Annotated in this window: 10 protein-coding genes; 8 read left to right on the top strand and 2 right to left on the bottom strand. The window is 72.3% G+C overall.

Annotated elements, in window-relative coordinates:
• Positions 1-134: 134 nt before the first annotated feature.
• From DQW06_RS10295 to DQW06_RS10265, 7 genes are all read left to right on the top strand, one after another.
• A complete protein-coding gene (locus DQW06_RS10295; protein WP_013155627.1) occupies positions 135-551 on the top strand; it encodes a DUF3151 domain-containing protein in 417 nt (138 codons plus the stop codon).
• A gap of 249 nt (positions 552-800) precedes the next feature.
• Positions 801-2,084: an adenylosuccinate synthase gene (locus DQW06_RS10290; protein WP_013155628.1), complete on the top strand. Its 1,284-nt coding sequence runs from the start codon at positions 801-803 to the stop codon at positions 2,082-2,084.
• 41 nt (positions 2,085-2,125) lie between these two features.
• Positions 2,126-3,376: a phosphoribosylamine--glycine ligase gene (purD, locus tag DQW06_RS10285; protein WP_117198359.1), complete on the top strand. Its 1,251-nt coding sequence runs from the start codon at positions 2,126-2,128 to the stop codon at positions 3,374-3,376.
• A gap of 175 nt (positions 3,377-3,551) precedes the next feature.
• On the top strand, positions 3,552-4,457 hold the full coding sequence (locus tag DQW06_RS10280) for a phosphoribosylaminoimidazolesuccinocarboxamide synthase (RefSeq protein ID WP_013155630.1): 906 nt from the start codon (positions 3,552-3,554) through the stop codon (positions 4,455-4,457).
• A 376-nt stretch (positions 4,458-4,833) separates the two neighbouring features.
• Complete coding sequence (gene murA / locus DQW06_RS10275; RefSeq protein WP_013155631.1) at positions 4,834-6,129, top strand: UDP-N-acetylglucosamine 1-carboxyvinyltransferase; 1,296 nt, start codon at positions 4,834-4,836, stop codon at positions 6,127-6,129.
• A 251-nt stretch (positions 6,130-6,380) separates the two neighbouring features.
• The gene (locus DQW06_RS10270; RefSeq protein WP_013155632.1) at positions 6,381-7,646 is read left to right on the top strand and encodes a hypothetical protein; all 1,266 of its coding nucleotides are present in this window, start codon (positions 6,381-6,383) and stop codon (positions 7,644-7,646) included.
• Positions 7,647-8,182: 536 nt separating this feature from the next.
• A complete protein-coding gene (locus tag DQW06_RS10265; protein WP_117198358.1) occupies positions 8,183-8,779 on the top strand; it encodes a hypothetical protein in 597 nt (198 codons plus the stop codon).
• Positions 8,780-8,966: 187 nt separating this feature from the next.
• Here DQW06_RS10265 and DQW06_RS10260 read toward each other — a convergent pair whose 3' ends face one another.
• Together DQW06_RS10260 and hisC are read right to left on the bottom strand one after the other, a co-directional pair.
• Positions 8,967-9,953, bottom strand: a complete 987-nt coding sequence (locus DQW06_RS10260; RefSeq protein ID WP_232832997.1) for a DNA-binding protein — start codon at positions 9,951-9,953, stop codon at positions 8,967-8,969.
• An 88-nt stretch (positions 9,954-10,041) separates the two neighbouring features.
• Complete coding sequence (gene hisC, locus DQW06_RS10255) at positions 10,042-11,121, bottom strand: histidinol-phosphate transaminase (RefSeq protein WP_198662422.1); 1,080 nt, start codon at positions 11,119-11,121, stop codon at positions 10,042-10,044.
• A gap of 213 nt (positions 11,122-11,334) precedes the next feature.
• On the opposite strand from hisC, the gene DQW06_RS10250 reads away from it, so the two are divergent.
• Positions 11,335-12,018 carry a hypothetical protein gene (locus tag DQW06_RS10250; protein ID WP_083555328.1) on the top strand — a complete coding sequence of 228 codons (684 nt, stop codon included), beginning with the start codon at positions 11,335-11,337 and terminating at the stop codon, positions 12,016-12,018.
• Positions 12,019-12,123 lie beyond the last annotated feature (105 nt).

Genomic DNA, 12,123 nt, shown 5'->3' with positions numbered 1-12,123 from the left:
GGACCGGAGCGCGGGGATCACCTGGAGGGGGCGGGGGCGGCGAAAGCGCGCGGAGGCGGCGGAGCGGAGGGAGCACCGCGGAGGTGACGCGGAACCCTCCGGCGGACCCGGCCGTCCGGTGGCAGGATGGGGCCATGAACCTGCACCAGAACCTGCTCAACGAGCCGCCCGAGACGCGTCTGGCCGACAACCCCGAGGCCCGCGAGGCCCTCGCCTCGGCCGACGACCCCACGCCGGTCGCCGGGCGCTTCCCGGAGTACTCCGCCGCGTGGGCGCGGCTGGCCGAGCTGGCCCTGGCCGACGGCCAGCCGGTGACCGCCTACGCCTACGCCCGGACCGGCTACCACCGCGGCCTGGACCAGCTGCGCCGCTCGGGGTGGAAGGGCCACGGCCCGATCCCCTGGGAGCACGAGCCCAACCAGGGCTTCCTGCGGGCGCTGCACGCCCTGGGCAGGGCTTCGGCGGAGATCGGCGACACCGACGAGGCCGAGCGCTGCGCCACCTTCCTGCGCGAGTCCAGCGCCGAGGCCGACAAGGCGCTCAACGGCTGACACGCCCGCCTGCCGGGCTCCGGGCCGTCCGGGATCCGTACGGGTTCCGGACGGCCCGTCCACGCCTCGGAGACCCTGGGGTCGGCGGGGCCCGTGTGTCGCACGTGCCCCAGTGCCCCACTTAACCCGGATGCCCTGGTCGTGTACCCTCAATACGCAACGGCCCCTGTCGCAGCCTTGCGCCAGGGGTTTTCCGTGTTCGGGGCCGGAAAGCCCCGGGTCAGGTGTCGAGCGAAGAGGTAGAGACCAATGCCGGCGATCACGCTCGTGGGTGCCCAGTGGGGCGACGAGGGCAAGGGCAAGGCGACCGACCTTGTCGGCGACCGCGTGGACTACGTGGTGCGCTACCAGGGCGGGAACAACGCCGGGCACACCGTGGTCATCGGCGACCAGAAGTACGCCCTGCACCTGCTGCCCTCGGGCATCCTGTCCCCGAACGTGGTGCCGGTCATCGCCAACGGCGTCGTCATCGACCCGGGCGTGCTGCTGGAGGAGCTGCGCGGCCTCAACGAGCGCGGCGTGGACACGTCCCGCCTGCTCATCTCGGCGAACGCGCACCTGATCATGCCCTACCACCGGGCACTGGACAAGGTCAGCGAGCGCTTCCTCGGCAAGGGCAAGATCGGCACCACCGGGCGCGGCATCGGCCCGACCTACGCCGACAAGGTCTCCCGCCAGGGCGTGCGCGTCCAGGACATGTTCGACCCCAAGATCCTGCGCAAGAAGATCGAGCTGGCCCTGCACGACAAGAACCAGCTGCTCACCAAGGTGTACAACCGGCGCGGCCTGGAGGCCGAACCGATCATCGAGGAGTACCTGGGCTACGCCGAGCAGCTGCGCCCCTACGTCGCCGACACCTCCCTGATCCTCAACAAGGCGCTCGACGAGGGCAAGACGGTGTACCTGGAGGGCTCGCAGGGCACCCTGCTGGACATCGACCACGGCACCTACCCGTTCGTGACGTCCTCCTCCCCCACCTCGGGCGGCGCGGCGGCCGGGTCCGGCATCGGCCCCACCCGCATCACCAAGGTCGTGGGCATCCTCAAGGCCTACACCACCCGCGTGGGCTCGGGCCCGTTCCCCACCGAGCTGCTCGACGAGCAGGGCGAGTGGCTGCGCACCCAGGGCGGCGAGTACGGCGTCACCACCGGCCGCAACCGCCGCTGCGGCTGGTTCGACGCGCCCATCGCGCGCTACGCCACGCGGATCAACGGCGTCACGGACTTCTTCCTCACCAAGCTCGACGTGCTCACCGGCCTGGAGCGCATCCCCGTGTGCGTGGCCTACGAGGTCGACGGCGTCCGCCACGACGAGATCCCGATGACCCAGACCGACTTCCACCACGCGAAGCCCGTCTACGAGTACCTCGACGGCTGGTCCGAGGACATCACCGGCGTCCGGACGTTCGACGAACTCCCCAAGAACGCGCAGGCCTACGTGCGTACCCTTGAGGAGATGGCGGGGGCCCCGATCTCCGCCATCGGTGTCGGACCCGGCCGCGACGAGACGCTCCAACTGCGCTCCCTGGTCTGACCCCCCGTCTGTCCGCCTTCAACACGAAGAGGCCCCCAGTAGTGAAAGCCCTCGTTCTCGGCGGCGGAGGCCGCGAGCACGCTCTGGTCCGCGCCCTGTCCCTGGACCCGGGTGTCACCAGCATCCACAGCGCCCCGGGCAACCCCGGCATCTCGGAGCTGGCCGAGAGCCACGTGCTCAACGTGACCGACGGCCTGGCCGTCACCGAGCTGGCCGCGCGCATCCGCGCCGAGCTGGTCGTCATCGGACCGGAGGCCCCGCTGGTCTCCGGTGTGGCGGACGCCCTGCGCGACCGGGGCATCCCGGTGTTCGGCCCCGACCAGGAGGCCGCACGCCTGGAGGGCTCCAAGGCCTTCGCCAAGGAGGTCATGGAGGCCGCCGGGGTGCCCACCGCCAAGGCGCGGGTGTGCAGGACCGCCAGCCAGGTGTCCGAGGCCCTCGACGAGTTCGGCACGCCCTACGTGGTCAAGAACGACGGCCTGGCCGCGGGCAAGGGCGTCGTGGTGACCGAGGACCGCGCCCTCGCCGAGCAGCACGCCCGGGAGTGCGGCCGCGTGGTCATCGAGGAGTTCCTCGACGGCCCCGAGGTGTCCCTCTTCGTGCTGAGCGACGGGCTGCACGCCCTGCCGCTGCTGCCCGCCCAGGACTTCAAGCGCGCCTACGACGGCGACCAGGGCCCCAACACGGGCGGCATGGGCGCGTACGCGCCGCTGCCGTGGGCCCCGGCGGGCCTGGTGGACGAGGTGATGGAGTCGGTCGTGCGGCCGACCCTGGTGGAGATGAACCGGCGCGGCAAGCGCTACCAGGGCCTGCTGTACGTGGGGCTGGCGCTCACGTCGCGGGGTCCGCACGTGGTGGAGTTCAACGCCCGGTTCGGCGACCCGGAGACCCAGGTGGTCCTGGACAGGCTGGCCACCCCGATCGGCGCCGTCCTCCAGGCCACCGACACCGGCGGCCTGGGGGGCATCGGCTCCCTCCAGTGGAAGTCGGGCGCCGCGGTCACCGTGGTGGTCGCCGCCGAGAACTACCCGGGCGACCCGGTCAAGGGCGACGTCATCGGCGGCCTGGACCAGGCCAACGCGATGGAGGGCGCGTACGTGCTGCACGCGGGCACCGACTGGGAGGGCTCGGGCGGCGTCAAGGCGAGCGGAGGCCGGGTGCTCAACGTGGTCGGCACCGGGATCGACCTGCGCCAGGCGCGCGAGCGGGCCTACGAGGCCGTGGCGCGCATCGATCTGCGCGGCTCGTTCCACCGCACCGACATCGCCGAGCGCGCCGCGGCCGAACTGTAGCGGGGTGCGGGCACGCCTGCGGGCGGGCGTGCCCAGGGCACCCCGATGGGGAGGGGGTTCGAGGCCCCCTTTCCAAGTCCATCACGGACCGGGGCACGTTCCACAGCCCCTTCCCGAACCTGTGGACAACCCGCCCGGCGCCGCTCGGCCGCCGGTGCGTAGGAGAGGGGAAGCCATGAGCGGTTTCGTCGTCAGGCCCGAACCCGTCCGGGTCGAGGGGCTCACCCACCTGCACACCGGCAAGGTGCGCGAGCTGTACGCCGCGGCCGACGGGTCGCTGGTGATGGTCGCCAGCGACCGCGTGTCGGCCTACGACTGGGTGCTGCCCACCGAGATCCCCGGCAAGGGGCGGCTGCTCACCCAGCTGTCCCTGTGGTGGTTCGACCAGTTGGGCGGCCTGGTGCCCAACCACGTCGTGTCCGACGTCCTTCCGGAGGGAGCCCCCGCCGACTGGGCGGGGAGGACCCTGGTGTGCCGCAGGCTGGACATGGTGCCGGTGGAGTGCGTGGCGCGCGGCTACCTGACCGGTTCCGGCCTGGAGGAGTACCGGGCGGACGGCACCGTGTGCGGGATCGCGCTGCCCGACGGGCTGGTCGACGGCTCCGAGCTGCCCGAGCCGATCTTCACCCCGGCGACCAAGGCCGAGGTGGGCGACCACGACGAGAACGTCTCCTTCGAGGCCGTCGCCGCCGCGCACGGGGCCGGGCTGGCCGCCGAGCTGCGCGACCTCACCCTGCGCGTGTACGGGCGCGGCCGGGAGCTGGCGCGGGAGCGCGGCATCATCCTCGCCGACACCAAGTTCGAGTACGGGCGCGACGCTTCGGGGGAACTGGTGCTGGCCGACGAGGTGTTCACCCCCGACTCCTCCCGCTACTGGCCCGCCGACACGTGGGCGCCGGGCGGGCCGCAGACCTCCTTCGACAAGCAGGTCCTGCGGGACTGGCTGCGCTCGCCGGAGTCCGGGTGGGACCGCGCCTCGGAGACGCCGCCGCCGGAACTGCCCGAACACGTGGTGCAGCGCACTCTTGACCGTTACGTGGAGATCTACGAGCGTCTGACCGGGACGAAGCCCGCCCTGTGAGGCACCGCGCGGGAGTGATTCGACGCACGCGACCGCCGATTCGCGTCCAGGAGCACGTATGGTGGTGACGTTGTGCGGGTCACCGGAGGCGGGTGAACAACCATACGCACGGCATCCCCGGTCTTTCCCGTTGGCGGAATACCTCTTTGGCCGTTTGGCGGGACTCCATCCCCCGATCTGCGGGTATACCACGTCCTGGACCGGTACATGCGAACGGGTGCTATAGAGTTCTCGCGAACACCGGTTCACTGGCCGCGCAGGTCACACGCATGATGTCGCAACGTTCCAGGGGAAACCCGCGTCTCATACGCACACAGGCGAAGCCCGACGAGGGTGACCTTTTTTCCACATCTGCCTCACAAAGGAGCACATGAGCATGGGCCAGGAGGTTCGTTACCGCGTCCGCGGCGGACGCCCCCTCAGTGGAACGGCGTTCATCCAAGGCGCGAAGAACGCCGTCCTGCCGATGATCGGGGCCGCCCTCCTCGCGGCCAGGGGCCGTACGGTGCTGCGGAATGTTCCGGTCATCGAGGACGTCTACCGAGCTCTGGAGCTCGCCGAGCACGTGGGTGCCAAGGTCGAGTTCCACGAGGCCGAGCGCACCGTCGTCATCGATGCGTCCAACCTCAACGACCCCGAGCGGGCCGTCCTGCCCGCCGAGATCGCGGCCCGTTTCCGCGGCTCCGTGCTCTTCGTTCCGGCGCTGATGCACCGCACCGGCCGCGCCCGCATCGAGGGCGTCGGCGGATGCAACCTGGGCAGCCGCAACCTGGACTTCCACTACCGGGGCTTCGCGCGCCTGGGCGCCGAGGTCACCGAGGACCCCGAGCGCAACCACATCAACGTCGAGGCCAGCAACCTCCGCGGCGGCCGCCTGTACCTGGACACTCCGTCCCACACGGGCACCGAGAACCTCATCATGGCCGCGGTCCTGGCCCCGGGCACCACCGTGATCGAGCACGCGGCCCTGGAGCCCGAGGTCATCGACGTCATCGACTTCCTGAGCGCCATGGGCGCCAAGATCAGCGGCGGCGGCACGGGCTTCATCACCGTCGAGGGTGTCAAGGAACTCACCGCGGTCGAGCACACCATCATGTCCGACCGCATCGACGCGGGCGTGTTCGCGATGACCGTCGCCGCCACCGGCGGTGAGGTCAGCCTCGTGGGCGCCCAGCTGGACCACCTGGGCGTGGCCCGCTGGAAGATGGAGCAGATGGGCGTGGGCTTCTCCCAGGAGGGCGCCGTCCTGCACGTCCACCGGGACCCGTCGGTGCCGCTGCGGCCGATCAACGCCGTGACCTCGCCGTTCCCGGGCTTCGCCACCGACCTCCAGTCCCCGCTGATGGCCCTGGCCACCCTGGCCGAGGGTGAGAGCTACATCCACGAGGCCATCTACGACGGCCGGTTCGCCCTGGCCGACGAGCTCACCAAGATGGGCGCCAAGATCGAGGTGGAGGGCACCCGCGCGATCGTGCACGGCACCACCAACCTGCGCGGCACCGAGGTCATCGCCCACGACCTGCGCACCGGTGCGGCCCTGGTCCTCGCCGGACTGGTCGCCGAAGGTGAGACAATCGTGGCGCCCGGCTATCTGGTGGACCGCGGTCACGCTCAGTTCGCGACCCGGCTCGCTGCGCTAGGCGCTGACGTGGAGCGCGTCGTCGTCTCGTAGGGAGCCGAAAGCGCAGTTCAAGCCGGGGTGGGAGCCCGCCTCCCACCCGGGCTTTCGGCGTTGATATGGAAAACGATCTTCTTTGGCCCCGCACAATGGGTACGATCTCGGCAATCATGCCGTGACAGAGATCGGGTCGGGAAACCAGTGGGCGCACATAGTGAAGAGCGTGGAATGGTAGCGGGGAGCAACCCGAGGTGAGTGCCCAGCGTACTGGCGATTTGACGATCGGCGTCATAGGACCCCATGAGGTGGTCGAACGGGTCATGCTCATGGGTCCGGGGTCCACGGGACCCCTCAACGCCAGACTCATCGCCGCCGCGTACCGAGATGAGCAAGAGGCGACGGACAAGGTCGTCAGGCTGGGTTCGGCGATCGACGCGTACCTGTTCGCCAGCCCTGTCCCCTACGAGTTCGCGCGCAAGGCCGGTGTGCTGACGATGCCCGCCACCTTCGTGCCTCTCGGCGGGGCGAGCCTGCACGAGGCCCTGCTCCGGGCGACCCTGGACGAGCGCTACGACCCGACCAGAGCCAGTCTGGACGTGCTCAGCCGCGCCGACGTGGTGGAGGCCTACTCCGAGGTCGACCTGCCCGTGGACGGGATCCACGTGCACGAGGAGCTCACCAACACCGCGCAGCTCACGTCCTTCCACGAGGGGCTGTGGCGCCGCAAGGCCACCAAGATGGCCATCACCTGCGTGCGCGGGGTCGCCGAGCGCCTGGAGGCCATCGGCGTGCCGGTGGTCCGGCTGCGGCCCACCAACGCGGGTGTGCGCAGCGCCCTGCAGACCGCGGGTCTGCTGGGGGCGCACCACCGCCTGGAGGAGGCCCAGCTGGGCGTCGTGGTGGTGGACGTGCCCACCCTGCGGGACTCGACACGGCGTTCGACGCCCCGGTACTGGCGGGAGGAGCTGCGGCTGTCCCTGCACCGGCTGCTGCTCCAGGAGGCCCACCGGATCAACGCCACGGCGCACCGGTTGGACGACCATTCGTTCATGGTGACCGCGACTCGCGGATCGCTCGTGACCGCGACCGAGGGTTTCCGGCAGCCGCCGTTCGTGGAGCGGATCAAGGCGGAGCTGGGGATCGCGATCGAGGTCGGCATCGGCATGGGGCGGACCACCCAGGACGCCGAGGCCCACGCCCGGGCCGCGCTGAACCGCGCCCAGGCGTCGCGGCAGAGCTTCGCGGTGGACCGCGAGGGCCGTTCCCTGGTGCCCGCCCAGCGCGCGCCCGCGCGGCAGTCCTCCGAACCGCTGCGGACCAAGGGACGCGAGACGCTGATTCGGCTTTCGGAGAAGATCGCCGAGGAGGACGGACCGCTGGTGGTCGACGCGGAGAACGCCGGGCGGATGCTCGGTGTCACCTCCCGGACCGCGCGCCGGCTGCTGCGGACCCTGGTGGAGGAGGGGCTGGCGTGGCCGCTGCCGCCCAACAGGACCCTCCAGCCGGGCCGTCCCCGCCAGCTGTACCGGCTGATCGTGGAGAAGCTCGACAAGGACGCCGCGGGCAAGTAGCCGACGGCCGGTGCCGAGCCGCACGAGCGCCTGTGAGACGCGTGGAAGCGTCGGACGGGGGCGCTCCCGACCCAGGGGGCGCCCCCGTCCTTGTGCGCGGCTGTGCGGCCGCGTGAGCGGCGCGTGAGCGTGCGCGGGTCGGCGGGCGGCGGTTCGGCGTGAGCGGAGACGGCCGATTCGGCGTCCCCCGGGGGCCGCTCCAGCGTCCGTGGGCGAGCGGGTCCGAGCGGTGAAGGTCGGCTGGGCATGCGTGAGGCGGCGTGCGCCAGCCGTGAGGCCGGTTCGGGTTGCGCGGGTCGAGCGGTGGGGATCGGCCGGGCCGTGGTGCGCGGTTGTCCACAGGCTGTGGAAGCCGGTTGTCCGCCGGACGGGGGCGCTGGGATCCTGGAACACGGGGGCGCCGCACGGCGGCCACGGCGGACCGCAGCGCCCCCGAATCGAGGCTAACCCCGCCCCGCCTGCCCCTGCCAGCCACCGTCCACAGGCTGTGGATAATTCCGGTGACCCGCGACCGCCCGCCTGACAGGCTTGCGCGCATGGACGACCACGACGGCGGCGGCAGCGCTCCGGACAGCGGAAGCGGTAACGACAGCAGCGGCGACGCCGGGACCGGGCGCCGACGCCTCCTCCTCATCGGCGGCGGCTCGGGGACCGGCAAGACCACGGTCGGCTGGGAGGTCTCCGTCATCCTCCAGCGGCGCGGAATCGCCCACTGCGTCATGGAGGGCGACTACATGGACCAGGTGCATCCGGCGCCGCCCGGCGACCCCCGCCGGGGCGGGATCACCGAACGCAACGTCGCGGCGGTCTGGGCCAACTACGCGGCCCTCGGCCACCACCGCCTCGTCTACACCAACACCGTCAGCGTGCTGGAGGAGGACATGCTCCGCCGCGCCATGGGCGGCGGGGACATCGGGGTGACCCGGATCCTGCTCACCGCGGGCGAGGCCACCGTGCGCGCACGCCTGGCGGTGCGCGAGACCGGCTCGCAGCTGCTCCCCCACGTCGAACGCAGCCTGAGGGCGGCCGTGCGCCTGGACGCCGAGGCGCCCGCGGGGACCGTGCGCGTGGCGACGGACGGCCGCACCGTCGAGGAGGTCGCCGCCCGGGTCGTGGCCGCCACGGGCTGGTGAGCCCCGGGCCCGCCGCGGTCGGCCGCACGGGCCACCGGCACCCTCCGGCCGTGAGCCGCGCGGCTCCCGGGCCGCCCGCGGGCCGAGCGCCCCGCGGACCGCCCCCGGGCCGCGGACGGGAGGACGCGCATCCCCGTCCACAGCCTGTGGACAACCTTCGGCCGCGCGGCGGCAGGGCCCCGAGGACCTACACCGGGGCCTCCGGAACTCCCGCGCCGGACCGTTCCGCGCACCACCGCGCGGTGTCACGCAGGGAGGGGCGGCCCCGCGCCGTGTCGAGCCGCCGGACCACCTCGGCGAGCAGCCGCTCACAGCGCACCGACGACACCTCCCCCAGGCGGGGCAGCACGTCGCGCACCAGCACGGCCTCCGCCTCCCCCCACGACCGGGCGCGGGCCAGCGCCCACAGCAGGCTCACCGCGGCGTGGAACACGAACCGGCCGCCCCCGTCCGCCTCCTCCGCTCCCGCGGACCGTCCGTCCGCCCGGACCAGTTCCACCGTCCGGGCGAAGGACTCGGCGGCCGTGCCCGGCTCACCGGCGTCGGCGCTGACCATGGCCAGGTGCCAGGTGATCTCCGCCTCGGTCAGCCACCACGTCCATGCCGGATCGCCCCGGCGCGGCCCCTCCAGGTAACGGCTGAGGGTCTCCCCGAGCAGCTTCCGTGCCCGGGTTCGCTCGCCCTCCTGGGCCACGGCACGCGCCAGCCTCAGGGTGAACAGGGTGCGCACGCTCCCCGCCGTTCCCGCCGCCAGCGCCGCCTCGCACACCCGCCGGGCCTCGGTCGGCCGCCACAGGTGGACGTCCTGCATCGCCAGCTGGCTGAGCGCGAAGTACTCCATGGAGAGGTCGCCCGCCGCGTGCGCGGCGTCCAGCGCCGTCAGGGTCATGCGCCGGGACAGGCGCTGGCGCTCGGCGTCGAAGGCCACCCAGCCGGTGACCTGGTGCAGTTCGGCGGTCGCGGCGAGCACGTCCGCCGAGTCGGGCAGACGCGTGCGGACCGCCCCTCGGGCGCGGGCCGCGGCGCGCGCCGCGGCGTCCACGGTGTCGCGGGCGCCGTACCGGGTGTCCAGGGCGACGACGCGCGCGCTGACCGAGCGGACCGCCTCGGCCGCCCGCTCCGGCGACGCCCGGAGTTCCAGCGCCTCTGCAAACCCGACCGTCTCAGAACCCACAGGAGTCACCACCTCAGAACCCGCAGGAGTCACCACCCGGTTCCCCGCACCGCCCCTGTGGACCGTGCGGGGAACCGGCGTCGCCGGGCTAACGGCGCTTGCCGTAGGAGGTGGCCACGGCCAGGAACGCGTCGTTCTCCTCGGGGGTGCCCAGGCTCACCCGGGCGCCCTCCCCCGCGAACGGGCGCACGGAGACGCCCTCACGCGCGCACGCCTCGGCGAAGTCGAGCGTGTCCTCGTCCACCCGCAGCCACACGAAGTTGGCCTCGGTCGGCGGAACCGTCCACCCGGACGCGATGAGCGCGTCGCGCACCCGCCCGCGCTCCTCGACGGTGGCGTCCACGCGCTCCAGCAGTTCCCCCTCGGCGGCCAGGGAGGCGATCCCGGCGGCCTGGGCGAGGTGGTTCACCGCGAACGGGACGAGGGTCTTGCGGACCGCGGCGGTCACCGGGGGGTGTCCCACGAGGAAGCCCAGGCGTACGGCGGCGAGCCCGTAGGCCTTGGAGAAGGTGCGCAGCACGGCGACGTTGGGCCGGTCGCGGTACAGGGAGACGCCGTCGGGCACCCGCGGGTCGCGCACGTACTCGCGGTAGGCCTCGTCCAGGACCACCAGGACGCTCTCGGGGATCCGGTCCAGGAAGGCGACCAGCTCCTCCTCGCGCACGGTGGTGCCGGTGGGGTTGTTGGGGTTGCACACGAGCACCATGCGGGTGTCCTCGGTGACCGCGTCTGCGATCGCGTCGAGGTCGTGCGTCTCGTCCCGGAGCGGGACCCGCACCGAGGTGACCCCCGCCAGTTCGGCGAGCAGCGGGTAGGCCTCGAAGGAGCGCCAGGCGTAGACGACCTCGGCGCCGGGCTCTCCGACGGCTTCGAGCAGCTGCTGGAGCAGGCCCACAGAACCGGCGCCCAGGGCGAGGTGCTCCTCGGGGACGTCGAGGCGGCGGGCGAGCGCGGAGGTGAGCTCGGCGGCGCCCGGGTCCGGGTAGCGGTTGAGTTCGGCCGCGGCCACGGCGATGGCCTCACGCACCGACGGGAGCGGCCCGTAGGGGCTCTCGTTGGAGGACAGCTTGACCGAACGCCCGTCGGGACCGACGACCTTCCTGCCCGGCTTGTAGGGCGGGATGCTCTCCAGCACCGACCGCAGATATGGCGATTTCGACTCCGACACCGTTGTCCTTCCTCAATACTTTGTGCTAACCCCGCGACACGCTCAGCGACATCGCGTCCGGGTCGGTCACCGCTCCCAGCGGAAATATCGCACAAACGAGGAGATATCACCATGCACTTGCGTCCTTGCCCCCCGAACTCGGCACGGATCGACGCTGGTCAGCTCTCCGGGCCGCGCGAGAGGCGAGGACTCATCCGGTCATTGGCCCTTCCCGTGGCCGTGCCCGTCGCGGTCCTGCTGAGCGCGTGCGGTGGCGGCGCCGCCGAACAGCCCGCCGACCCCGGCGCCGAGGCCGCGGAGGCGCTGCACGAGGCGCAGCCCCTGCACGTCCGCGACGCCACCTTCGTGTCCGGGAGCAGCGAGCGCGGCACCTACTCCGAGCTTGCCACAGTGCGCTACAGCGAGCAGGTGCGGGCCGCCGCCGAACTCGACAAGCCCGAGTGCCTGGACGCCGCCAACCAGTGGACCGCCCTGGACGGGGTGCGCGACTCCCCCGCCTCCGTGGCGGCCTACGAGTGGCCCGAGGGCGCGGTCACGCACATGCTGGTGCGGTTGGACGAGGCCACGGCGGTGGAGGCGCTGTCCGCCACGCCGCCGCGGAGCTGCGACGAGTACACCGCCTCCTACGAGGACGGCACCTCGTCCGAGTACAGCGTCAGAGACCTGGAGGACGTGCCGCGGATCGGTGACGAGTCGCGGGCCTTCGCCGTCGAGGTGGAGTCCGGGGAGGACAGGAGCCGCATGGTCAGCCTCATGTACCGCAACGGCGACCTCGTCGGCAGCACGTCCGTCCTCGGGGACGGTGAGCTGGAGGACTACGAGACGATGCTCGTGGAGTTCAGCGAGGCCGCCGTGGAGCGGCAGCGGCAGATGCTCGGGTCGGGGGCCGACCGCTGACCACCGGAGCGGCTCCCCGCCCGGATCCAAACCGGGCACCAAGCAGGAGCCGGGGTCACGTCCGGACCGGGTTCGCGGCGCCGCCGCCGACGGGCCCCGGCCTCC

The organism is Nocardiopsis sp. TNDT3 (assembly GCF_003427465.1).
Taxonomy (GTDB): Bacteria; Actinomycetota; Actinomycetes; order Streptosporangiales; family Streptosporangiaceae; genus Nocardiopsis; species Nocardiopsis dassonvillei.
Note: the sequence above shows the minus strand (reverse complement) of the source record. Positions and strands in the feature narration are given on the sequence as shown.